Origin of the sequence: Roseibium salinum, assembly GCF_026240905.1 — a bacterium.
GTDB lineage: Bacteria > Pseudomonadota > Alphaproteobacteria > Rhizobiales > Stappiaceae > Roseibium > Roseibium salinum.
On the sequence record NZ_JAPEVI010000003.1, the window covers coordinates 3,325,650 to 3,346,925 of the forward strand.

Consider the following 21,276-nt stretch of genomic DNA (forward strand, 5'->3'; position numbering starts at 1 on the left):
CCTGAACCCCCTACCCGATCACGCGCCCCAGGTGTCGCTCAGGCGGTAGCCGGTCGGCCAGGGGTCATCGGGATCCAGCATGTGCTGATGGATGCCGGTGATCCAGCCGCGGCCGCTGATTTCCGGGACGATGCCGTTGCGCCCGCCGACCGATTGTTCCGACAGGATGCGGCCGGTGAAGGTAGAGCCGATGATGGAGACCGCTTCGAACGTGTCGCCGACCTTCATCTGACCGCGCGCAGCCATCAGCGCCATCCGGGCGGAAACCGCCGTTCCGGTCGGCGACCGGTCCACCTTGCCGGGCTGAATGGCGACCGCCGAGCGCCCGCTCAGGCCGCTGGCCGTCGACGAGACCGGACCGCAAAAGGCGCAGAAGGAGATATGGTCCCAGTCAGGGTTTTCCGGATGAGAGAAGCCGAGCTGCTCATTCGCCGCATTGGTGATCCGCACGCCGAGGCGGGCGATATCCTTCGCCTCGTCCTCTGCAATCGCAAATCCGAGTGCGCCGGCGTCGACGACGACGAAACTGTCGCCGCCATAGGCGGTGTCGATGCTCAAGGTGCCGAGGCCTTCCACTTCCAGTGGAACCGATAGCTTGTCCGCAAAACTGGCGACATTCTGCACGAAGATCCGCTCGGCCTTGCCGTTCCGGCACTCGGCGCGCACGCGCACCAGGCCGCCCGGCGCTTCAAGCACCAATTCCGTCACCGGTTCGTGCATCGCAACGATGCCGCCGTCGAGCAGCACCGTCGACACACAGATCGCGTTCGAGCCGGACATGGGCGGCGTATCCTCCGGCTCCATGATGATGAAAGCTGCGTCCGCGTCCGGGTGCCTTGGCGGCACCAGCAGATTGACATGGCGGAAGACACCGCCGCGCGGCTCGTTCAGGACGAGATTGCGCAGGGTCTGGTCCCGGGCGATGAAGCTGCGCTGCTCCCACAGGCTGTCGCCGGGCGGCGGGGCGACGCCGCCGACGATCACATCCCCGACCTCGCCCTCCGCATGGCAGGAGATCACGTGAATGGTTTTGCTGCTGCGCATGCGTCACACCTCTGGACCGTTTGTTGCAGGGAAGGGCCGGTCGTTCCGGTTCTCCTTTCGAACGTCAGCCAGACCGAATACCGGTCCGGTAAGGGTCTGCCGGATCGAAGATCAGGTGGGCATCGGATGTGACGAAGGCCTGGCCGGTGATGGTCGGAATGACGCCGCCGTTCTCCCCCGGCCGGTAGCTGATCCGGTAGGTGCTGCCGATGACGCTTTCCTGGACCCATTCCTCGCCCGGCGCCAGGTCGCCCTCCGCCGCCAGGCAGGCGAGTTTTGCTGAACAGCCCGTGCCGCAGGGCGAGCGGTCATAGGCGCCGCCGGGGCACAGAACGAAGTTGCGGCTGTTGGCGGCCGGATCTTCCGGCGGGCCGAACAGTTCGATGTGATCGATCCACGCGCCGTCGGCACCGGTGATGCCGGCCGTCTCAAGCGCCTTGCGGATGCGCAGGGTCAGATCGGTAAGCGGGCGGATGTTGGCCGCCTTCAGCGCGATCGGGCTATCTTTCACCAGGAAAAACCAGTTGCCGCCCCAGGCGACATCGCCCGTCACGGGGCCGTGGCCCTCGACTTCCACCGTGACGTCCTTGTGCAGCCGGTAGCTTTCGATGTTGACCACCGACGCAGTGTGGCCGTCCTCATGGAGGCGAACCTCGACGATGCCCACCGGCGTTTCGAACCTGTGCTGGCCGGGCCCGATCCGGCCCATATGCGCCAGCGTCACGGCAAGGCCGATGGTCGCGTGGCCGCACATGCCGAGATTGCGCAGATTGTTGAAGAAGATCACCGCCGCGGCGCAATCCGGCCGCGAGGGTGGCAGCAGCAGGGCGCCGATGATGGCGTCATGGCCGCGCGGCTCCAGCACCACTGAGGCGCAAAAGTCGATATGCTCCGCCTCGAGCCGCGCCGCGCGTGCGGCCAGCGGCCCGGAGCCGAGATCGGGGCCGCCGTCCACGACGACGCGGGTCGGCTCCCCCGCCGTATGGCTGTCGATCACGCGCATTCGGCAATCACTCCACCGTGTTTCGACCAGTTGTGGTACCAGGTCCTGAAGAGCTTGTACTGGCTTTCGGCATAGCCCCGCTGCGCGTCCGTCAGGGCATCGGTCTCGTTGAAGTGGAGACGGTATTCCTCCTCGCCGTTCAGCACCATCAGGTGCTTGTAGTAGAGCACCAGATCCGGCCCTTCGTCAAAGCTGGAGAGCACACCAAGCGCCTCGTCCAGTTCCTTCGCGCGCTGCCGTGCCTCTGCGTGTCCTTCAGCCGCCTTCCGGCTGAGCGCGACGAGGTGAAGGACCTCCTTGGGAAGGGCGTTGCCGATGCCGGTGATGGCACCCGTTGCGCCGCAATTGACGAAGCCGTGATAGACGGCGGTATCGACACCGACCATGAGCGTCACCTGATCGTCCCTGGAGGTGATGTTCTCTGCCGCATAGCGCAGATCGTCAAAGCCGCCGAATTCCTTGAAGCCGACCAGGTTCGGAAATTTCCCGCGCAGCTCGAAGAACAGATCCGCGCGGGTCGCGAAGCCGTAGTAGGGGCTGTTGTAGATGACCGCCGGAAGTTCGGGGGCCGCGGCCAGAACGGCGCTGAAATGATGGCGCTGCGCGGTGACGGAACCACCGCGCGACAGGACCCGGGGAATGACCATGAGGCCGCGTGCGCCCACCTTTGCCGCATGCGCCGCATGCGCGGCGGCGATTTTCGTGTTCACCGCCCCGGTGCCGACCACGACCGGCACGCCCGCCTTCACCAGGCGCTCCACGCCCTCCATGCGCTGTCCGTCGGTCAGCAGCGGCCAGTCGCCCATGGACCCGCAATAGACGACGGCGGACATCCCGGCAGAGATCAGCTCCCGGCCCTTCTTCACGAGCGCATCGAAATCCGGCGCACGGTCCGCCTTGCAGGGGGTCATCAGGGCCGGCATGCAACCGGAAAAGACATTTGAGGACATGTTCACTCCTTCAGGATCTGGCGAGATGTCTCCCGTGGCAAGCACTGGAACACATGGCTGGCGGTCAGACAACATCGCGCGGCGTGGCCCGGGCAGGCGGATATCCGCGGCGGCTTCCGGCCGTTGCTGACCCGGCTGCCACCCTGCACACTTCTCCTTCACACGCATCGCCGACACGAATTCAGAAAACAGATAAACAATTTTGGATCCAATATTCAATATAGAATATTCGAAAATCAGATTTTCCTTCACCCGCGGCAAACCTTGCCTTAAAAGATGGCTCAAGGAGAGACGGTGCCATGAAACTGCAAGCAATGGACATTTCCGCGACGGCGTCAGCCTCGTCGATCGTGTTCGATGCCTTGCGGAAGGCCATTATTGAAGGACGGATAGAAGAAGGCGAACCGCTTCGGCAGGACGAGATCGCCCGTCTTTTCAACACCAGCCGCATTCCCGTCCGGGAAGCGATTTCCCGTCTGGAAGAACAGGGCCTCGTCAGGACGCAGCGCTACAAGGGCGCGGTGGTCGCCGGACTGTCGCCGCAGCAAACGCAGGAGATTTTCGATCTGCGCGCGCTGATCGAACCGGAAATCATCCGCAATGCGGTGCCCAACATGAGTGCGGAGCTACTGGAGAAGGCACGGGAGAAATGCGCGGCTTTTTCCGCCTCGCCCGACCCGATGACATGGGGCGATCTCAACCGTGATTTTCACGAAACGCTCTACAGCTCCAGCACGCTTAAATTCTTCATGGAAATCGCCGACAATGCCATCGACCGGGTGGAGCGCCAGATCCGGGCGCAGCTTGTGATGAGCAACGGCATGGAACGCGCGGGCCGGGAGCATTTTGCCATTCTGGAGGCCTGCGAAAAGGGCGATGCCGACCTGGCGGCAAGACTGACCAGAGACCATATCCTGGGTGCAAAAACGTCCCTCATGGAACACCTCGTTCCATGTGAAGACCGCGAGATCCGATAAGCCCTTCGCTCAAAAAATAAACCCGCCCGGAAATTCATGCGGGCGGGTTTTGAGTGGGATGGGGTTGTCTGCACAGTTGTATTGTTTTGCGATTTGATAAATGACATTTTCCCGCCTCAGTTGTAATCCGGTCGAATACTTAAGAACTCTCATCATGTACCCGAGAGTAATTTCTTCGCTTTAACGATGTCGGTTCGTTGCTGACGACCCGACCCCGGAACATAACAACGTATAACCACAATCACTTCATTGACAGGTGGCCAAATACTTCTGTATTCGTCAGTATATCCCTACACCCACTGTAACAAATGTAGGTTTAACTGACCTCGGCGAAGCGGACATTTTCTGATCAACCGCCAAAAATCACGACAAAGATCTCGGCGCGGTCACGCGAAATCGGTCACGGGCGCAACCCTGACGGATGCGCCGTCGGGCGAAAAACGGATGTGGCGCAGATGACCTACGTAGTTCTACATTGCATCGTGGCCTCACAGGGCGGCTATGGGCGTCAGGCCGGAACAGGACCGCGAAGGCAACAGTTCAGGGTGGACAATGCTCCGCCTATGCGGAAAGTGTTTGCTCCCGGCACATCGTTAATGGAAGGAGGCGCAGATCCCGCAATCCAGCACCATAAAGGCCAACACCATAAAGGCCATCAGCGACCTGCACCTCGCCAGCGAACCCAACCGCGAAGCGCTCCAGGACCTGCCGTCCCATGATGAGGACTGGCTGATCGTTGCGGGCGACATTGCCGAGAAGTTCGAGCATGTCCGCCTTGCCTTCGAAACGTTGACGCGAAAATTCGCGAAGGTGTTCTGGGTTCCCGGCAATCATGACCTTTGGGCGATTCCGGACAGGAACGACGGACCCGCACTGGCCGGGGAGGCCCGCTACCGCGCGCTGGTCGACTGCGCGCGCGACTACGGTGTCCTTACGCCGGAAGACCCTTTCGAGACGTGGGAAGGGTCCGGCGGGCCGCTTGTGATCGCGCCGCTCTTCCTGCTCTACGACTACAGTTTCCGGCCGGACCATATCGGGCGGGACGAGGTGGTCGACTGGGCGCGGGAGGAAGGCGCCGTCTGCGCGGACGAACTGTTCCTGAACCACGCGCCCTTTGAAAGCCGCGAGGACTGGTGCGCGCGCCGCTGCGAGGAAACCGAACGCAGGCTGGAGGAAATCCCCGACGGCCTGCCGACCATTCTCGTCAATCACTATCCCTTGCGCCGCGACCTCATCCATATTCCAAGAGCGCCGCGGTTCACGCCCTGGTGCGGAACCAGGCGAACGGAAGACTGGCACCGGCGCTTCAACGCCAGAGTGGTCATCTCCGGCCATCTCCATACGCGCCGGACCGACTGGCGCGACGGCTCGCGCTTCGAAGAAGTCTCGCTCGGCTACCCGCGCCAGTGGGACCAGAACAAGGGGATGGCCCACTACCTGCGGGATGTTCTGCCGGAGTGAATCTTGACCAGTCCCGGCCGTTACTCGGAAAGTCCGTCAAAGGTCACACGTGTCGTCTTTCCCGAGGCTGCGGATCTTTCGGCCGCGAGCCCGGTCAGGATCGAAAACATGCCCGCCCTGTGATCGGCGCTCCGGCCCAGGGGATCCGGCGCCTTTTCGCGTGCGAAGAGGTCGGCGAGAATCAGCGGGTCGCCGCCGCCGTGATCGCCGTCGCCGCTGGCGACCTCGACCACCTCGGCGGGGTAGCCCGCCCGGTGCAGGGTGGTAGTCATCGACTCGCGCTCGCCAGCCGGGCGTGTACCGCCGAAGATACCGTGCACTTCGACATGGCGGTGCGTCAGTTCGCCCTCGGTGCCCACGAACGTGACTTCAAATCCTTCCCAGGGAGCGTAGGCCACCAGTGAATAGTTGCAGACGGCTCCGGACGCGTAGCGGATATGGGCAAGGTAGGTGTCCTCGATGCCGATTTCGGGGTCAAAGACGCAACGGTCGCGGAAATAGCCGTCCGCGTCTTCGGCGTCCTTGTAGAGGCGGCGCAGGTTCTCGTCCTCGTCCAGGCGCAGGGCAAAGTCGCACCGATCGATAACCGGACACGCGGCGCAGCGGTCGCCGTGCCCCTCAAGCCCAAGTGACCTGGCAGCTTCGGGTGTGTAGAAGACCCGGCGCGTGGTGGCCGTGACGTCGACCGCGTGGCTGTCGAGCCACCAGTTGAGAAGGTCGAAATGATGGCTCGACTTATGGACCAGCAGCCCGCCGGAATTGTCCTTTTGCCGATGCCAACGCCGGAAATAGTCGCCGCCGTGCACGCGGTCGAGCGACCAGCGGAACATGACCGCCGTTACCTCGCCGATCGCCCCCAAGGAAAGCATCTCCTTGATCTGGGTGCGGGCGGGCGTGTAGCGGTAATTGAAGGTTACGGTGACCTTCTTTTGCGTCCTTACCTGCGCCTCGAGAATACGTTGGAGTTGCGCGGCGGTCGTTGCCAGGGGCTTTTCGCAGATCACGTTGCAGCCTGCCTCCAGGGCGGTCACGATGTAGTCGGCGTGGGTGAAATCCGGCGTGCAGACGATGACGGTGTCCGGTTCCCGTTCGGCCAGCATGCGGCCGTACTCCGCCGCGTCATACCCCCTCACCCCTTTTCCTCCGGCCGCCTCCAGGGAAAGCGCGAGACGGACGGCGTTCGTGTCGCAAAGGGCCACCAGATCATGCAGGTGGGCATAGGGGCCGGTCAGGGCATTGCGGTACATCTGGTGGCGCGAGCCGCAGCCGACGATGGCGACCCGCATCTCACGCCACCTTCTGGTAAGCCGGTACGACCCGCTCGCCGAGCGCGTCGAAGAAATGGATATCCTTGAGGTTCAGCCCCACCGTCACCTTTTCCCCGGCCCGATGGTTCTGCGCGCCAGTCGCGTGGAACAGCAGGCGCTGGCCCGACGGCAGTTCGATGTGCACGAGCCGTTCCGCGCCGAGGTACTCGACGAGGCGGATGGTGCCTTCGGTCTTGATATCCCCACCCCCGAGATGGATGGCTTCCGGCCGGACGCAGAGCGTCAGGTCCGCATCTGCGGTAGCGATGTCCGGCAGGGAAAAGTCCGGGAAGTCCGCCAGCTTTGCCGTGCGGGCACCGGCGGCGTCCTCGACGGTTGCCTTGAGCATGTTGATCTTGGGCGAGCCGATGAAACCGGCGACAAACAGGTTGGCGGGCCGCGTGTAGAGCTCCTCGGGCGTGCCCACCTGCTCGATCTTGCCGGCCCGCAGGACGACGATACGGCTGGCGAGCGTCATCGCCTCGATCTGGTCATGGGTGACGTAGATCATCGTCGTCTCGAGCCGGCCGTAGAGAGCGGCGAGTTCGACGCGCATCTGCACGCGCAACTCCGCGTCGAGATTCGACAGTGGCTCGTCAAAGAGAAACAAGCCCGGCTCGCGCACGATGGACCGGCCGATCGCCACCCGCTGCTTCTGACCGCCGGAAAGCTGGCGCGGCTTGCGGTCGAGCAGCGGCTCGATCTGGAGGATACGCGCGACCTCGTCGACTCGCCTCAGGATCTCGGCTTTCGGCATCGACAGGTTCTGCAGCCCGAATGCGAGATTCTTGCGCACCGACATATGCGGATAGAGCGCGTAGGACTGGAAGACCATCGACAGGTTCCGCTTGGAGGCGGGCAGGTCGTTCACCACCTTGCCGTCGATCGAAATCGTTCCGTCGGTAATCTCCTCGAGCCCCGCGATCATGCGCAGGAGCGTGGACTTGCCGCAGCCCGAAGGCCCGACGAGCACGAGAAACTCGCCGTCGCGGATTTCGAGGTTCAGCCTCTTGATGATTTCCACGGCCCCGTAGGACTTTCCGACATTGCGAAGCGACAGACCAGCCATGCTTCAACTCCTTATTTCATACCCGAAGTGGCGATGCCGCGAATGATCAGCTTCTGGAAGGCGACGAAGAAAATCAACACCGGCACGAGGGAAAGCACGGACATCGCGAACATCTGACCGAAGGCCGATTGACCCTCCTGATCGACGAAGAGACGCAGGGCGAGCGGCACGGTGTAGCTGTTGATGTCGTTGAGGTAGATGAGCGGGGCAAGGAAGTCCTCCCACACCCAGATCAGCGAAAAGATGGCGGCCGTGCCCATGGCCGGAAGCGACAGCGGCAGGATGATCGCCCAGTAGATCTTGAACGGCGAGCAGCCGTCGATCATCGCCGCCTCGTCGAGTTCGCGCGGGATCTGGCGGAAAAACTGCACCATCAGGAAGATGAAGAACCCGTCCGCGGCCAGGAAGCGCGGCACGATGAGTGGCAGGTAGGTGTCCACCCAGCCAAGGTTCAGGAAGAGCACATACTGGGGGATGAGCACGACGTGGTAGGGCAGCATCATCGTCATCATCATCAGGGCGAACAGGAAGGTCCGCCCGTTGAACTTGAGCCGCGCGAAGGCATAGGCGGCAAAGGAGCAGGACAGCAGGTTTCCGATCACCGACAGGACCGTCACGATGGCGGAGTTCTTGTAGAAAACCGTGAAGGAGACCGGCAGCGCGTTCCAGCCCTCCGTGTAGTTCGACCAGTCGACCTTCGAGGGCCAGAGATCGAGGCTGCCGAAGATTTCATTCTCCGGCTTCAGCGACGACGCAAAGAGCCAGATCAGCGGATAGAGCATCACGAAGGACAGCACGATCAGGAAGGCGTGCTTGAACAGGCGCGCGCGCTTGTCCCGGCTGATCTGACGCTGCTTGATTTCATGCGCGAGGCGGGCGTCCGGGTCCACCAGGACCGCCGCCTGGTCAATCGCGTTCATTTTCATAGTGCACCCAGTATTTCGAGGTCGCGAAGGCCAGCGCGGTGAAGGCCGCAATGATGATCAGCAGCACCCAGGCGAGTGCCGAGGCGTAGCCCATCCGGAAGAACTTGAAGGCCTCGTTGAACAGATAGACGGTGTAGAACAGCAGGCTGTCGGCCGGCGCGCCGGTTCCGTTGGAAATGATGAAGGCTGACGTGAAGGTCTTGAACGCCTCGATGGTCTGAAGCACGAGATTGAAGAAAACCACCGGCGCCAGCATCGGCAGCGTGATGCGCCAGAACTGCCGCCACTTTGACGTGCCGTCGATTTCCGCCGCCTCATACAGATCGCGCGGGATGCCGCGCAGGCCTGCGAGAAAGATCAGCATCGGTGAACCGAACTGCCACATGGCCAGAACGACGATGGTGTAGAGCGACGTGTCGGGATCGGTGATCCAGCCCTTGCCCTCAATCCCGAAGACGGCAAGCACCTGATTGACCACGCCATCGATGCCGAACATCTCGCGCCACAGGAGCGCGATGGCGATGGATGCGCCCAACAGCGACGGCAGGTAGAAAATGGCCCGGTAAAGCCCGATCGTGCGCAGGCCCTTGTCAAGCAGCATCGCCACCCCGAGCGCCATGGCGAGCCGCAGCGGCACCGACAGGGCGACGAAGGTGAACGTGACCTCCAGCGCCTTCCAGAAGCGGCGGTCGTACTCCAGCATATAGTGATAGTTGCCGAGCCCGTCCCAGACTGGCGCGGAGACCATGTCGTAGCGGGTAAAACTCAGATAGAGCGACGCGAGGATCGGCCCGAGGGCGAGGAGCCCGAACCCGAGCAGCCAGGGCGACAGGAAGAAATATCCCGCCGCGTTTCTGCGTATGAATCGGCGCATTGCGATCGCTGCCTTGTAGGTAAAAAAACCGGCTCCTGCGCGAATTGCGCAAGAGCCGGGGGAGGAGTTAGCGATTTGCGCGGATCAGGATAGCCTCTGCATCCTGGATGAACCGGCCTGCGGCTTCGTCTGCGGGCATGTTGCCGAGAACCACTTCCGTGCCGGTGCGCATGAAGGCGTCGCGCACCTCACCCGCTCCCTTCGGGGTGGCATTCGGCACGGGTCCGACCTTGTCCTGGATGCCGCCGAAGAACGCGACGACGTTCTGGTCCACTTCCGACAGGGTCGGCGCGATGGCATCACGGCCGAGCTGGCTCGGCGGGATGCCGCGGTCTATGCCCAGCGCCTTGAGCGCATCCGGGTTGGAGATCCAGTAGTCGATGTAAGCCGCAGCCGCGTCGATGTCCTTGGCATCACGGGTGAGGCACAGGAACATCGATGGCAGCACGTAGTGGCCGTTGCTCGTGCCCGGGCGCTGCGGAACCATTGCCGCGCCCACGGGATCGGTCATCAGGCTCTGCACCGCGCCGACCTGGTTGGCGTAGCGGAAGGTCATTGCCGTGGTGCCCCTGGTGATGCCGAGTTCCGCCATGCCCTTGTCCAGGATCACCGTGGCGTCCTTGCCTTCGACAATTCCGTCGTCACGCAGCCCGCCCCAGAATTCCCAATAGGACCGCACGTCCTCCTCGGTCATTTCCAGGCCGCCGTCCGGCGCGTACAGATCGCGCCCGGTCGAGCGCACCCAGACCTCGAGATTCTCGATATAGAGCGAGAGGTCTTCGGAACCGCGCATCGCGCCGCCCGAGGCTTCGGTGATCTTCGCGCAGGCGTCGGCAAAATCCTCGGTTGTCCAGCCGAGCAGGTCCGCCGTGACGCCGGCGTCCTCGAAGGCCTTGATGTTGTAGGGGATGGCCTGCGTCGTGGAGCCGATATTGATGCCGTAGAGCTGGCCGTCGATCGTGCCGACCTCATTGGCGCCGTCGTCGTAGTGATCGAGGCTGATCCCGTTGCCGACATATTCGTCCAGCGGCTTGATCGCGCCGCGGCCGACATATTCATGGATGAAGGTATGCGCCATCTGGATCACGTCGGCCATGTTGCCGCCCGCCGTCTGCGTAGCCATCTTGGTCCAATAGTCGCCCCAGCCGATGGTCTCGCCGGACACCTTGATGTCCGGATGGGCTTTCTGGAACAGGTCGATCACGGCGAACGTGTTCTTGTCGCGCGTGGGATTGCCCCACCAGAAGTGCCGAATCGTGCGCTCCTGCGCGAAGGCCGGGAGGCCGGGAAGCGCTGCCAATGCGCTCGCGCCCCCGATCGATGCGAGCAGATGCCGACGTGTGATTCTCATGTGATTTCCTCCTCTTTATTCAGTCGGACCGCCGTCGCCATCCTCCATGGCCTGGTGCGTCCCGATAGCGGGTTCACCCGAGCAAGCGCGCTCAGATGTAGGTCAACAGAAATTCGCTCAGGCACAGCATCGCCATCGCCTGTCCGTAGGGCATCGAGGTGAGAGCGATATTGCGGTAGAAATCGAGGTCGTGGCCCATGGCGGTGCCGAAGGAGACCTGCAGCAGTTCACCGTCCTCGTTGATGTTGTCGATCACGCCTTTGACCCCGCGCTCGGCCACGGGCAGGTAGTCCGGCGGCAGATAGCGTTTACGCACGGCCTTGAGCAGACCATAGGCAAAGCCCGCCGTTGCCGAGGCTTCCAGATAGCTGTCCGGATCGTCGACCAGCGTGTGCCACAGCCCGGACGGATCCTGCATCTCCTTGAGCGCCGCCGCCTGCCGCGACAACAACGACAGAAGGTGACGGCGCAGCGGATCGCCCTCCTTGAGATCGAGCAGGTCGACAAACTCGGGGATCGCAATGGTGATCCAACTGTTGCCGCGCGCCCACAGCGCCCGGGCGAAATTGTGATTGCCGTCGAAGGTCCAGCCGTGGAACCACAGGCCCGTCCGTGTATCGGCGAGATACTGCGCGTGGATAAGGAACTGGTATTTGGCTTCCTCGACGAACTCGGGGCGGTCGAGAACCAGCCCGATCTTTGCCAGCGGCATGACGCTCATCATGAGCGTGTCGTCCCACATCTGCTGGTCGTTGACGTTGTTGTAGACGATGTGCTGCAGCCCGCCCTCGGCGGTGCGCGGCATTTCGTACATCACCCATTCCGCCCACCGTTCCAGACAGGTGCGCCAGACCGGGTCCGGGTCGCACTCGTAGAGGCATGCGAGAGTGAGGAAGGGGGCAACCGTGTTGATGTTCTTGGTGGGCGTGCCCTCGGCGAGACGCGCCTCGAACCAGTCGGTGACGATCTGCTTCGCCCGTGCGTTGCCGGTTGTCTGCCAGTATTTGAACAGCCCGTAGAGGCCGATCCCGTGGGTCCATTCCCAACCGGCCCAACCCTTGGTGTCGATTACCCGCCCGTCTTCAAGCCGCAACAGGAACTCGCCGGTCTCGTCCTCAATGCTGACGAGATTGTCCGTGAGCCGATCTATCAGCTCGCAAACGCCTTCTTTCGGCAGGAGATGCTGTTTTTGTTGAAGCAGGGGATGCATCGCGGACCTTAAATGCCGTGTTGACTTTTTTGGAACGAAATTCCATTTTTAATGAAACCACAATCCAGTCCATCTGACAACAGCGTTTTGCGGACCCGAGCTGATTTTAAAGATCACACAGTTGCAATGACTTACGGGGTTTTTCATCAAACCGTTGACAAATCCGTTCAAAAAAAGCGGAATGCGGTTCCGAAAAAGAAGAGCAATGAAGATGTCCGATACCACCACGAAAACTGAAAACGCGGCTGCGGTTCTGAAGGTGTTCGCCGTCTTCGAGAGCCTCGCGGAAGAAAAGAGCGCCAGCCTCGGCGAAATCGCACAAACGGCCATGACGTCGAAGACCACCGCGCACCGGCTGCTCAACACGCTCATCGATCTCGGCTACGCGGTGCAGGATCCCGAGACCGAGAAATATTCTCTGACGCTCAAGCTCTTCAGCCTTGCCGCCCGCTCACTCTCCGGCCGCTCCGACCTCCTGAAGGTGGCGGACCGCGTTATGGGCAAGCTCTCGCGGGCCACGGGCGAGTCGATCAATCTCGGGGTCTTCGACGACCGCGAGCAGAAGGTCACCTATATCCACAAGTACGATTCCTTCTACAGCCTGTCGATGCAGTCGACCCTCGGCCTGCGCAATCCGCTGCACTCGACCTCGCTCGGCAAGGCGCTGCTGGCGTGGCGGGACGATGCGGAGGTCAGCGAACGGCTTGCCTCGATGGACCTCATCCAGGTCGCGCCGCGCACGATCACCGACCCGGATGTGCTGCGCGAACAGCTCAAGGCCACGCGTCTGCGCGGCTATTCCGAAGAGATCGAGGAGAGCGAGGCAGGGGTGCGCTGCATGGCGACACCCATCCTCGACCACATGGGGAAATCCGTCGCGGCGATCTCCATCGGCTTTCCGCTCTTCCGCTTCGACGAGGCGAAGAAGGCGGAGTACATTGCCCTGCTCAAGGCGGCCGGCGAGGAAGCCTCGGCCGCGCTCGGCCATGAAGGCGGCATCGCCGGCGCCACGCCCGGCCAACCGTCCTGAGGCGCGTTCCATGAAAACCGTGCTTTGCTACGGCGACTCCAACACCTACGGCTCGTCACCGATGAAACCGGATGGAAGCTGGTTCCGCTACGGACCCGATATCCGGTGGCCGCGCCGGCTCGCATCGCTGCTCGGACCGGACTGGCACGTGATCGAAGAGGGATTGCCGGGCCGCACGACCTGCCACGACAACCCGTTCGACGGCCCGCACAAGAACGGCCTGCGCCACCTGCCGGTCGCGCTCGAAAGTCATGCGCCGATCGACCTGATCATCGTCATGCTCGGCACCAACGACCTCAAGGCCTTTCTCGGCCTCACCCCGCCGGACATCGCCAAGGGGCTGCGCAGCCTGCTTCTGCAGATCCGCCGCAGCGAGGCGAGCCCGGACAAGGGGGCCCCGGACGTGCTCGTGGTCGCGCCGGTGCCGATCGAGGAATGCGGCCCGACCGCCGAAAGCCTTGCAGGCGGCGCGGCGAAATCACGGGCACTGGCCTCTCTCTTTGCCAGCCTGGCGGAGGAATTCGGCGCGCGCTTTTTCGACGCGGGCTCGGTGGCAACGGTTTCAGCGGAGGACGGTGTTCACCTCACCGCGGAGGCCCATATCGCCATCGCGGACACCATCGCTTCCCGATTCTAGGGTACAGTCCCTGGCTCCGCACAAGACCGGCTTGCAGAGCCACGCAAAAAACGGGGCCGCAGCGCGGCCCCGTTCCGGGTTGGCAGATCTCGGGAATCAGACGTCCCAGAAGCCTTCGTCGCCCATATCGTCACCAAGATCGCCGAGTTCCGGCTCCTCGATGATGTTGTCGGCGTCGGGATCGTAGACCCCCCAGGCGCTCTCTTTGAACTCCCGTTCGGAGACTTCACCATCAGCGTCTGTATCCCAGATCGCGTAAACGTCGGTATCTCCGAAGCGCTCCTGCATCTTATCCTGGTTGTCAGCGGCAGCCGCTTCGAATTCCTCGCGCGACAGCTTGCCGTCGCCATCGTCGTCCCAAGCGCTGAAGACCTGGGCGTTATCGAACCCGCTGTTGAATTCCTGCTTGCTCAACGAACCGTTGCTGTCGGAATCCCAGTTGCTGAAATCAATGGCAGCCACGGCAGGCGATGCCGCCACCGACAGCGCAAGTGCCGAACCGGCAAGAAGGGCGGTGATATCAGTCTTGAACATGATCTTTCTCCTTCTGTCTCTGTGGTTGCCTGCAGCACGGCAATTTGACGCGCCGCACCTTTTGCAGTGCCGAAGCTTGTTCACTGGCCGTTCGTGCCAAAGTCTTCTTTGACCTCGACGAACTCGGCGCGGCCAAGGCCCGCCGCCAATACGGCTGGAAGACGGCCTTCTGACCGTACGCAACGGAGTAAGCCTGCATGCGCATGCCGGCTTTCCGGCGCAGTGCAAGCTCCGCAGCCTGCAACCGGACTCCCAACGGACTGACCAAGCGCATTGTTCCAAACCATCCGTTCGCCCTGCCGGAGAGCCGGAAATCCGCAGCCACAGCGGCGGCGAGCTCAGGCCGGGCAACACAGTTCGTTTCCGGTCTCGTCGCAGTCAGGCAGTTGATCTGATTGCATGTTCGGTGATTGCGGGCAGCGCTCGCTTCGTCCAGGGTCCAAAGCGTGGAACTATCCATGACTAGGCCTCCACATCGTGAAAGAGCGCGTCCTGGTGGACCAGTTCGCCGAACAGGCGGCTCTTGAGGGTGAGTGAAAAGAGAAACCGCCCGTTGCCGCGCTCCTTGTGGGCAATGGTCAGGGCGCCGGGCCGTAACCAGGCCGGCAACCGCAGCTTCCGGTAACCGAGTTGGATAAAGTAGTGATCGCTCTCAAAGAGCAGGCCGTCGGGATCGGCCGTGACACGCAGCGCCATGCCGATCCCCGCTCCGATATACTCCTCGATGCCGGTTGGGCCGGCGAAGCGCTTGGAGCTGTGGATGACCTGCGGAAATCCGGCGGCGCGTCCATACTGGCGGATCCAGAACTGGCCTTCTCCGGCGCAATCTTCCGTGACCGAGACGACGGCGGGCTGGTTCACCGAGGACATGTCGTAAGGCAGCGGCCCGCCCAGAAGGCGGGCAAGCTGTGCAAGGAGCCATCCAGCCGGGTTCATGCGCATCGTGACGACTGTGCCCTGATAGACGACGCTCGCTCCGCCTGTCAGGCGTTTGCCGAAGCGCCGTTGAACGGCCGCCGGAAGGCTGTTCCATGCCGCCTCTCCGACCAAGTCACGAAAACGGCCATCGCGAAGAATTGGGGCGGTCGGGATTGGGCGTTCGTGTCGCATTTTGCACCTGATACTGTACTATCCGTTATTTCTGCAGAAAGAGAAATAGTTAAGCAAAAAAGGGTGCCGCCTATTCCGTCTTTTTGCCGCCGATCTTGAGGAGCGACAGAACCTTGTCCCCCATCTTCATCAACATGGCGAGCTTCGCCTTCGGTACGCTCAGCATCTGTTCTGACCAGCGGTCCGCGGTTTGCAGGAATTCCTGCATATCGTGCATCCGACCGAGCACGACGGGGTGAAGACCGGGCTCGTTTTCCGCCTGGCTCACGCAGATATCGATCGCCCGGATGGCGGGGTCGATCTCGCGTTCCTTGCGGCCCTTGGTGATCAGCAAGGCCATTTCCCAGACATCCGTCTCGGCAACGAAATGCTCCCGGCGATCGCCCGCGACCGGGACGCGTTGAATGAGACGCCAGCCGACAAGTTCCTTCAGCGAATTGGAGACGTTGGAGCGCGCGATCCCCAGTTCGGAAGAGATCTGTTCGGCGTTGAGCGGCTCGGTACTGAGGAACAGCAGTGCATGGATCTGCGCCACGGACCGGTTGACGCCCCACTGGCTGCCCATGTCGCCCCAGTAGAGGATGAACTTTGCCTTTGCCGATGCGTCGGACATGTCAGTAATTTCTGTCATGACAGAAATAATAGACCCGGATCAGGAAAAGTCAAGCGACTGAAGGGCGGCGACGCTTCCAGGCAACCGGTGCAATCCGTGTCCGCACCCTACTTCCCCGCCAGATCCCGCAGCCAGTCGAGTGGGGCCGGCATGGCGTCGACCGCAAGGCGCGCCGGGTCGGGGTGGCGGATGGCGAGGGCCATGAGGTGGTCCGGACCGGGGGAATAGCGTTCGAAATGCCAGTGTTCCGGATCGTCCGCCAGCCGGTCGTCGAAGCGGATCCGCAAGGTTTCAAGGTCGAAGGAGAAGGCGTCGAGCGGTTGTGACAGGCCCTTGCCGATGGCCTTCACATAAGCCTCCTTCAGGGTCCAGAAGGTAAGGAACGTGTCGAGTTTCCGCTGTTCCGGCGCGGCGGCGAGAACCTTGCGTTCGGGTTCGGCAAACACCCGTTCGGCGAGTTTTTCCGCCGGAGTGGTCCGCTGCAGCCATTCCACATCGACACCGATATCGTGCTCCACCGTCAGGGCGGCGGCGGCCAGTCCCCTGGTATGCGAGATGTTCACCCGCAGGCGCGGGCCGCCCGGCGGGCAGACCAGCTCCGGCTTGCCGTGGTCCTCGACCGAAAAATCCCAGCTGAGCGGTGCATGGCCCGTGCAATAGCTGAGCAGTCCCCGGCAGGTGGCATGGGCGGCAATATAGACCTGCCTGTCGCCTTCGAAATGAAACCTCTCGGAGCGCGCGCGTTCCGCCTCCGTGAGCAGACCTTTCAGGTCCTGCCAGTCCCGGTCCCCGATCCTGTCGAGGGAAAGCCACCACAGTGCCGCGCGGTCCGGCGTCATGATCGCCCTTCCGTTCGCCGCCGGGCCAAGCGACAGGAAACCAGCCGGGTTGTCACTCAAGGTCATCCAAACGCCTTCATTCTCGTCGTTCACTCTTACGCTTCGCAGGACAAGCGCATCAGTGTTACCACGCCGCCGCCGCTCTCGTGAGAGGCTACCGCACTGTCACGCCATAGCCATTATCTTGAATTTCCGAAAGGTTCTCTTTCAACTTCCCCCATGGTGCCCGGTGGCCATGAGCGCCATAGTCGGCAATGGATCTGACAAGAAAAAGGGTTGGAAATGCCGCAGTCAAACGGACCTTACAGCTATTACGCGCCAAAAGGGGGGCATCCCGGGCAGGAAACGCTTCTGACCGACCGGGCCGTTTTCACCCAGGCCTATGCGGTCATACCGCGCGGAACGATGCGCGACATTGTCACCAGCGCCCTGCCCTTCTGGGAAGGCACGCGCGTGTGGATCCTGTCCCGGCCGCTGTCGGGATTTGCCGAGACCTTTTCGCAGTATATCGTCGAGGTATCGCCTGAAGGAGGCTCCGACCGGCCGGAGACCGATCCCATGGCCGAGGGCGTCATCTTCGTGGTCGAAGGCGAGGCGGTTCTGACAGCTGAAGGACAGTCCTATCCGCTGCGGGCGGGAAGTTACGCCTATCTGCCGCCGCAGACCGGCTGGACCATCCGCAACAAATCCGCCGAGGCGGTGCGTTTCCACTGGATCCGCAAGGCCTACGAGCCCGTCGACGGGCTGGACCTGCCGGAGCTGTTCGTGACCCACGAAAGCGAAATCACCCCGAATGCGATGCCAGGAACCGAGGGCAAATGGGCGACGACGCGGTTTGTCGACCCGGAAGACCTGCGCCACGACATGCATGTCAACGTGGTCACGTTCCAGCCGGGCGCGGTCATTCCCTTTGCCGAGACCCACGTGATGGAGCACGGGCTCTACGTGCTGCAGGGCAAGGCGGTCTACCGGTTGAACCAGGACTGGGTGGAAGTGGAGGCCGGCGACTACATGTGGCTGCGCGCCTTCTGTCCGCAAGCCTGCTACGCGGGCGGGCCGGGCCCTTTCCGCTACCTTCTCTACAAGGACGTCAACCGGCACGCGAAGCTGCGGCCCGCCGCCGGTTTCGAGGCCGGCACCCGGCAGCAGGCGTTCAGGAACGCGGCGGAGTAACGTCCCCGCCGAGTGCGGCGGTGAGTGCGGCGGCGGACGCCTTCACCGCTGCCGCCAGATCGTCGGTCATTTCCTCAGAGACACGGCTTGTCGGCCCGGATACCGAGAGCCCGGCAATCGCCTCGCCGAAATGATTGAAGACCGGGGCGGCGATGCAGCGCATGCCGAGGTTCTTTTCCTCCCCGTCGATCGAATATCCGCGCCCGCGCGTCCGTTCCAGATCCGCTTTCAGGAGATCCGGGTCGCACAAGGTGTATTCGGTAAATCTCTCACGCGGGCCCTGTTTCAGGATACGCTCGCACTGGGCCGGGTCCATGGAGGCGAGCAGCGCCTTGCCGATGCCGGAGGCGTGCAGCGGCGAGAGGGTTCCGGGCGGGAAGAAGGCACGGATATTCGCATGGGTCTCGACCTGGCTAACGAACAGCACCTGATCGCCTTGCGCAACGCCCAGATTGGCGGTCTCGCCGGTTGCTTCCATCAACTCGCGCAGGATGGGCCGCGCCCTTTCGACCAGGCTCGTCCGCCTCAAAAACCGGGCGCCGATGATGAAGGCGCCCGGTCCGATGTGCCACAGCTGCTGACCCTGGTCGAACTCGACGAGGCCGCGCACCTCGAGCGTGAAGAGGATCCTGTAGAGGGTCGCGGTGGACTCGCCCATCTGGTCCGACAGCGCGGAGAGCGAGACACCCGACTGGGTACTCAGATGCTCGAACACCGCCATCGCCCGGTCGAGCGACTTGATGGTGTTCTGCCCGCTCTTGTCGTCCCACGCACGGGGACGCCCGCGGGCGCGGCGGGTGGCGGAAGAGTCGGTTTTCATCTCCGTCATCAGACACATTCTTTCATTGATGAAAAATCACTTCACCATATGAAAAATGCAAGCCGCTGACAATACGGCCCTTTTCCGTTTTTCGCGTTTATGAAAAACTTTTTAAAAAAATTGCGCTCTCGTGGCCTCCTCCGGTACGCTTCTGGAAACTGTGAGAGGAAACGGCCATGAGCTTTCAAAACCCGGTCTTCATTCCAGGCCCGACAAACATGCCAGAGGCCCTCCGCAAGGCCTGCGACATGCCGACCCTGGATCACCGCTCGCCGCTGTTCGGAGAGATCCTCCGTCCGGCCCTGGCGGGCGTCAAAAAGGTCCTGAAAACGGACCGCGCCGAAGTCTTCATCTTTCCGTCCACCGGGACGGGCGGCTGGGAGACCGTCATCACCAATACCTTGAGCCCGGGCGACAAGATCCTGGCGGCACGCAACGGCATGTTCTCTCATCGTTGGATCGACATGTGCCAGCGCCACGGCCTGAAGGTCGAGATCGTCGAGACGCCCTGGGGAACGGGTCTTCCGGCGGACCGCTACGAGGAGATCCTGACGGCCGATACCAACCACGAGATCAAGGCGGTTCTGGCCACCCACAACGAGACGGCAACCGGCGTCAAATCGGATATCGCGGCCGTTCGCCGTGCCCTCAACGCCGCACGGCATCCGGCGCTGCTGCTGGTCGACGGCGTCAGTTCCATCGCCTCGATGGATTTCCGCATGGACGAATGGGGCGTCGATGCCGCCGTCACCGGATCGCAGAAAGGCTTCATGCTTCCGGCGGGCCTTGCAATCGTCGCGCTGTCGCCCAGGGCACTGGCCGCGGTGGAAGCCGCCAGGCTGCCGCGCACCTTCTTCGACATTCGCGACATGACCAAGGCCTATGCCTCGAACGCCTATCCCTACACGCCGGCCGTCGGACTTCTGAACGGCCTGAAGCAGAGCTGCGACATGCTGCTCGGCGAAGGGCTCGACGCCGTCTTTGCCCGGCACCACCGCATTGCCGAAGGCGTGCGCGCCGCCGTCAGCGCCTGGGGTCTGGAGCTGTGCGCGCAAACGCCGGACGTTTATTCCGACACGGTCAGCGCGATCCGCACGCCGGACGGTTTCAACGCCACCGACATCGTCACGCATGCGGCCCGGAAATACGGCGTCGCCTTCGGCGTCGGTCTCGGGGAAGTCGCCGGCAAGGTCTTCCGCATCGGCCATCTGGGCAGCCTGACCGACGTCATGACGCTCTCCGGTATCGGGACCGCGGAAATGGTCATGGCCGATCTCGGCCTTGACATCCGCCTTGGCTCCGGCGTTGCCGCCGCCCAGGAATATTACCGTAACGAGGAAGTCCTTTCGTCCAGGAAAGCAGCATGAAAACCGACGCCTTGAACACCTATATTCCGACGCTTGAGGACATGCTGGTGGCCCATGAGCGCATCAAGCCGCACATCCACCGCACCCCGGTCCTGACCTCGTCCTTTCTGAACGAGTTGACCGGCGCCGAGCTGTTCTTCAAATGCGAGAACTTCCAGAAGGCGGGCGCCTTCAAGGTGCGCGGCGCCTCCAACGCGGTCTTCGGCCTCGACGCGGAAACGGCCAAAGCGGGTGTTGCCACGCACAGTTCCGGCAACCATGCGCTGAGCCTTTCCTATGCGGCCGGACGGCGGGGCATTCCCTGTCATGTGGTGATGCCGAAAACGGCGCCACAGGCCAAGAAGGATGCGGTGCGCGGCTATGGCGGCATCATCACCGAGTGCGAGCCGTCGACCTCCAGCCGCGAGGCGGTCTTTGCCGAAGTGCAGGCAAAGACGGGGGCCGAATTCGTTCACCCCTATAACGACCACCGCGTGATTGCCGGCCAGGGCACCTGCTCCAGGGAACTTCTGGACCAGACCGACGGCCTCGACGCGGTGATCGCGCCGATCGGCGGCGGCGGCATGGTGTCCGGCACGTGCCTGACCCTTTCCAACCTTGCGCCGGAGGTGAAGATCTACGCCGCAGAACCGGAACAGGCGGACGATGCCGCGCGCAGCTTCCGGGCCGGTCACATCATTGCCGACGACGCACCCAATACGGTTGCCGACGGACTGAAAGTGCCGCTGAAGGAGCTGACCTGGCACTTTGTCTCCAATCACGTCACCGACATCCTGACAGCGTCCGAACAGGAGATCGTCGACGCCATGCGTCTGATCTGGGCCCGGATGAAGATCGTGATGGAACCGTCTTCCGCCGTACCGCTCGCCACTATTCTCAAGAACAGGGACGTCTTCGCGGGAAAACGCGTCGGCGTGATCATTACCGGCGGCAATGTCGACCTCGACAAGCTGCCCTGGACCCTAAGCTAACCCGGGAGAC

22 protein-coding genes are annotated in these 21,276 nt (G+C 62.6%); 8 read left to right on the forward strand and 14 right to left on the reverse strand.

The features are described 5' to 3' along the window. Nucleotides 1-18: 18 nt before the first annotated feature. The 3 genes from ON753_RS19905 to ON753_RS19915 form a co-directional block, all read right to left on the reverse strand. Nucleotides 19-1,044, reverse strand: a complete 1,026-nt coding sequence (locus ON753_RS19905) for a trans-3-hydroxy-L-proline dehydratase (RefSeq protein ID WP_265964752.1) — start codon at nt 1,042-1,044, stop codon at nt 19-21. A gap of 64 nt (nt 1,045-1,108) precedes the next feature. Beyond that, entirely contained in the window at nt 1,109-2,047 is a 939-nt protein-coding gene (locus tag ON753_RS19910; protein ID WP_265964754.1) for a 4-hydroxyproline epimerase, read from the reverse strand. Further along, the gene (locus ON753_RS19915; RefSeq protein ID WP_265964756.1) at nt 2,038-2,997 is read right to left on the reverse strand and encodes a dihydrodipicolinate synthase family protein; all 960 of its coding nucleotides are present in this window, start codon (nt 2,995-2,997) and stop codon (nt 2,038-2,040) included. Before ON753_RS19915 ends, ON753_RS19910 begins: the two co-directional genes overlap by 10 nt. 299 nt (nt 2,998-3,296) lie before the next feature. On the opposite strand from ON753_RS19915, the gene ON753_RS19920 reads away from it, so the two are divergent. Both ON753_RS19920 and ON753_RS19925 read left to right on the forward strand, forming a co-directional pair. After that, on the forward strand, nt 3,297-3,974 hold the full coding sequence (locus tag ON753_RS19920) for a GntR family transcriptional regulator (protein WP_265964757.1): 678 nt from the start codon (nt 3,297-3,299) through the stop codon (nt 3,972-3,974). A gap of 663 nt (nt 3,975-4,637) precedes the next feature. Continuing rightward, nucleotides 4,638-5,435 (forward strand): metallophosphoesterase family protein, encoded by a 798-nt coding sequence (locus tag ON753_RS19925; protein WP_265967213.1) that lies wholly within the window; start codon nt 4,638-4,640, stop codon nt 5,433-5,435. 20 nt (nt 5,436-5,455) lie between these two features. Here ON753_RS19925 and ON753_RS19930 read toward each other — a convergent pair whose 3' ends face one another. The 6 genes from ON753_RS19930 to bglB all read right to left on the reverse strand — a co-directional run bounded on the left by ON753_RS19930 (nt 5,456) and on the right by bglB (nt 12,172). Next, the gene (locus tag ON753_RS19930) at nt 5,456-6,721 is read right to left on the reverse strand and encodes a Gfo/Idh/MocA family protein (RefSeq protein WP_265964760.1); all 1,266 of its coding nucleotides are present in this window, start codon (nt 6,719-6,721) and stop codon (nt 5,456-5,458) included. Between the two features lies 1 nt (nt 6,722). After that, nucleotides 6,723-7,811: an ABC transporter ATP-binding protein gene (locus tag ON753_RS19935; protein ID WP_265964761.1), complete on the reverse strand. Its 1,089-nt coding sequence runs from the start codon at nt 7,809-7,811 to the stop codon at nt 6,723-6,725. An 11-nt stretch (nt 7,812-7,822) separates the two neighbouring features. After that, nucleotides 7,823-8,593 (reverse strand): carbohydrate ABC transporter permease, encoded by a 771-nt coding sequence (locus tag ON753_RS19940; RefSeq protein ID WP_265967214.1) that lies wholly within the window; start codon nt 8,591-8,593, stop codon nt 7,823-7,825. Between the two features lie 124 nt (nt 8,594-8,717). Beyond that, nucleotides 8,718-9,611, reverse strand: coding sequence for a carbohydrate ABC transporter permease (locus tag ON753_RS19945; protein ID WP_265964762.1), 894 nt, complete (start codon nt 9,609-9,611; stop codon nt 8,718-8,720). Between the two features lie 67 nt (nt 9,612-9,678). Beyond that, nucleotides 9,679-10,962: an ABC transporter substrate-binding protein gene (locus ON753_RS19950; RefSeq protein WP_265964763.1), complete on the reverse strand. Its 1,284-nt coding sequence runs from the start codon at nt 10,960-10,962 to the stop codon at nt 9,679-9,681. Nucleotides 10,963-11,053: 91 nt separating this feature from the next. Then, nucleotides 11,054-12,172: a beta-galactosidase BglB gene (gene bglB, locus ON753_RS19955; protein WP_265964765.1), complete on the reverse strand. Its 1,119-nt coding sequence runs from the start codon at nt 12,170-12,172 to the stop codon at nt 11,054-11,056. Between the two features lie 211 nt (nt 12,173-12,383). On the opposite strand from bglB, the gene ON753_RS19960 reads away from it, so the two are divergent. Together ON753_RS19960 and ON753_RS19965 are read left to right on the forward strand one after the other, a co-directional pair. Continuing rightward, nucleotides 12,384-13,202 carry an IclR family transcriptional regulator domain-containing protein gene (locus ON753_RS19960; RefSeq protein ID WP_265964767.1) on the forward strand — a complete coding sequence of 273 codons (819 nt, stop codon included), beginning with the start codon at nt 12,384-12,386 and terminating at the stop codon, nt 13,200-13,202. Between the two features lie 10 nt (nt 13,203-13,212). Further along, nucleotides 13,213-13,839 (forward strand): SGNH/GDSL hydrolase family protein, encoded by a 627-nt coding sequence (locus ON753_RS19965; protein ID WP_265964769.1) that lies wholly within the window; start codon nt 13,213-13,215, stop codon nt 13,837-13,839. A 96-nt stretch (nt 13,840-13,935) separates the two neighbouring features. On the opposite strand, the gene ON753_RS19970 is transcribed toward ON753_RS19965, so the two are convergent. Next, nucleotides 13,936-14,373: an EF-hand domain-containing protein gene (locus ON753_RS19970; RefSeq protein WP_265964770.1), complete on the reverse strand. Its 438-nt coding sequence runs from the start codon at nt 14,371-14,373 to the stop codon at nt 13,936-13,938. A gap of 44 nt (nt 14,374-14,417) precedes the next feature. Here ON753_RS19970 and ON753_RS19975 point away from each other — a divergent pair, with 44 nt between their 5' ends. Beyond that, nucleotides 14,418-14,546, forward strand: coding sequence for a hypothetical protein (locus tag ON753_RS19975; RefSeq protein WP_265964772.1), 129 nt, complete (start codon nt 14,418-14,420; stop codon nt 14,544-14,546). A 289-nt stretch (nt 14,547-14,835) separates the two neighbouring features. On the opposite strand, the gene ON753_RS19980 is transcribed toward ON753_RS19975, so the two are convergent. The 3 genes from ON753_RS19980 to ON753_RS19990 form a co-directional block, all read right to left on the reverse strand. Further along, nucleotides 14,836-15,483: a DUF4166 domain-containing protein gene (locus tag ON753_RS19980; protein ID WP_265964774.1), complete on the reverse strand. Its 648-nt coding sequence runs from the start codon at nt 15,481-15,483 to the stop codon at nt 14,836-14,838. Nucleotides 15,484-15,553: 70 nt separating this feature from the next. Next, on the reverse strand, nt 15,554-16,114 hold the full coding sequence (locus tag ON753_RS19985; RefSeq protein ID WP_265964776.1) for a GbsR/MarR family transcriptional regulator: 561 nt from the start codon (nt 16,112-16,114) through the stop codon (nt 15,554-15,556). An 89-nt stretch (nt 16,115-16,203) separates the two neighbouring features. Further along, the gene (locus ON753_RS19990; protein WP_265964778.1) at nt 16,204-17,028 is read right to left on the reverse strand and encodes a 4'-phosphopantetheinyl transferase family protein; all 825 of its coding nucleotides are present in this window, start codon (nt 17,026-17,028) and stop codon (nt 16,204-16,206) included. 189 nt (nt 17,029-17,217) lie between these two features. On the opposite strand from ON753_RS19990, the gene ON753_RS19995 reads away from it, so the two are divergent. Further along, nucleotides 17,218-18,108, forward strand: a complete 891-nt coding sequence (locus ON753_RS19995; RefSeq protein WP_265964780.1) for a bifunctional allantoicase/(S)-ureidoglycine aminohydrolase — start codon at nt 17,218-17,220, stop codon at nt 18,106-18,108. Here the strand turns inward: ON753_RS19995 and bhcR are convergent. Beyond that, nucleotides 18,089-18,937: an HTH-type transcriptional regulator BhcR gene (bhcR, locus tag ON753_RS20000; protein WP_265964782.1), complete on the reverse strand. Its 849-nt coding sequence runs from the start codon at nt 18,935-18,937 to the stop codon at nt 18,089-18,091. The two genes, ON753_RS19995 and bhcR, sit on opposite strands and share 20 nt — an antisense overlap. Before the next feature lie 167 nt (nt 18,938-19,104). Between bhcR and bhcA the strand changes: the two genes are divergently transcribed. Both bhcA and bhcB read left to right on the forward strand, forming a co-directional pair. Next, nucleotides 19,105-20,295 carry an L-aspartate--glyoxylate aminotransferase BhcA gene (gene bhcA / locus ON753_RS20005; RefSeq protein ID WP_265964785.1) on the forward strand — a complete coding sequence of 397 codons (1,191 nt, stop codon included), beginning with the start codon at nt 19,105-19,107 and terminating at the stop codon, nt 20,293-20,295. Further along, a complete protein-coding gene (bhcB, locus tag ON753_RS20010; RefSeq protein WP_265964787.1) occupies nt 20,292-21,266 on the forward strand; it encodes a beta-hydroxyaspartate dehydratase BhcB in 975 nt (324 codons plus the stop codon). Before bhcA ends, bhcB begins: the two co-directional genes overlap by 4 nt. Nucleotides 21,267-21,276 lie beyond the last annotated feature (10 nt).

Excerpts from the sequence above, each read along its gene's own strand:
- ON753_RS19995 (WP_265964780.1), top strand. The coding sequence starts at position 17,218 with ATGCCGCAGTCAAACGGACCTTACAGCTATTACGCGCCAAAAGGGGGG.
- ON753_RS19985 (WP_265964776.1), bottom strand. The coding sequence starts at position 16,114 with ATGACAGAAATTACTGACATGTCCGACGCATCGGCAAAGGCAAAGTTC.
- ON753_RS19920 (WP_265964757.1), top strand. The coding sequence starts at position 3,297 with ATGAAACTGCAAGCAATGGACATTTCCGCGACGGCGTCAGCCTCGTCG.
- ON753_RS19950 (WP_265964763.1), bottom strand. The coding sequence starts at position 10,962 with ATGAGAATCACACGTCGGCATCTGCTCGCATCGATCGGGGGCGCGAGC.
- bglB (WP_265964765.1), bottom strand. The coding sequence starts at position 12,172 with ATGCATCCCCTGCTTCAACAAAAACAGCATCTCCTGCCGAAAGAAGGC.
- ON753_RS19940 (WP_265967214.1), bottom strand. The coding sequence starts at position 8,593 with ATGCTCTATCCGCTGATCTGGCTCTTTGCGTCGTCGCTGAAGCCGGAG.
- ON753_RS19935 (WP_265964761.1), bottom strand. The coding sequence starts at position 7,811 with ATGGCTGGTCTGTCGCTTCGCAATGTCGGAAAGTCCTACGGGGCCGTG.
- ON753_RS19930 (WP_265964760.1), bottom strand. The coding sequence starts at position 6,721 with ATGCGGGTCGCCATCGTCGGCTGCGGCTCGCGCCACCAGATGTACCGC.
- ON753_RS19945 (WP_265964762.1), bottom strand. The coding sequence starts at position 9,611 with ATGCGCCGATTCATACGCAGAAACGCGGCGGGATATTTCTTCCTGTCG.
- ON753_RS19965 (WP_265964769.1), top strand. The coding sequence starts at position 13,213 with ATGAAAACCGTGCTTTGCTACGGCGACTCCAACACCTACGGCTCGTCA.
- ON753_RS19960 (WP_265964767.1), top strand. The coding sequence starts at position 12,384 with ATGTCCGATACCACCACGAAAACTGAAAACGCGGCTGCGGTTCTGAAG.
- bhcB (WP_265964787.1), top strand. The coding sequence starts at position 20,292 with ATGAAAACCGACGCCTTGAACACCTATATTCCGACGCTTGAGGACATG.
- bhcR (WP_265964782.1), bottom strand. The coding sequence starts at position 18,937 with ATGACGGAGATGAAAACCGACTCTTCCGCCACCCGCCGCGCCCGCGGG.
- ON753_RS19915 (WP_265964756.1), bottom strand. The coding sequence starts at position 2,997 with ATGTCCTCAAATGTCTTTTCCGGTTGCATGCCGGCCCTGATGACCCCC.
- bhcA (WP_265964785.1), top strand. The coding sequence starts at position 19,105 with ATGAGCTTTCAAAACCCGGTCTTCATTCCAGGCCCGACAAACATGCCA.
- ON753_RS19980 (WP_265964774.1), bottom strand. The coding sequence starts at position 15,483 with ATGCGACACGAACGCCCAATCCCGACCGCCCCAATTCTTCGCGATGGC.
- ON753_RS19910 (WP_265964754.1), bottom strand. The coding sequence starts at position 2,047 with ATGCGCGTGATCGACAGCCATACGGCGGGGGAGCCGACCCGCGTCGTC.
- ON753_RS19905 (WP_265964752.1), bottom strand. The coding sequence starts at position 1,044 with ATGCGCAGCAGCAAAACCATTCACGTGATCTCCTGCCATGCGGAGGGC.
- ON753_RS19970 (WP_265964770.1), bottom strand. The coding sequence starts at position 14,373 with ATGTTCAAGACTGATATCACCGCCCTTCTTGCCGGTTCGGCACTTGCG.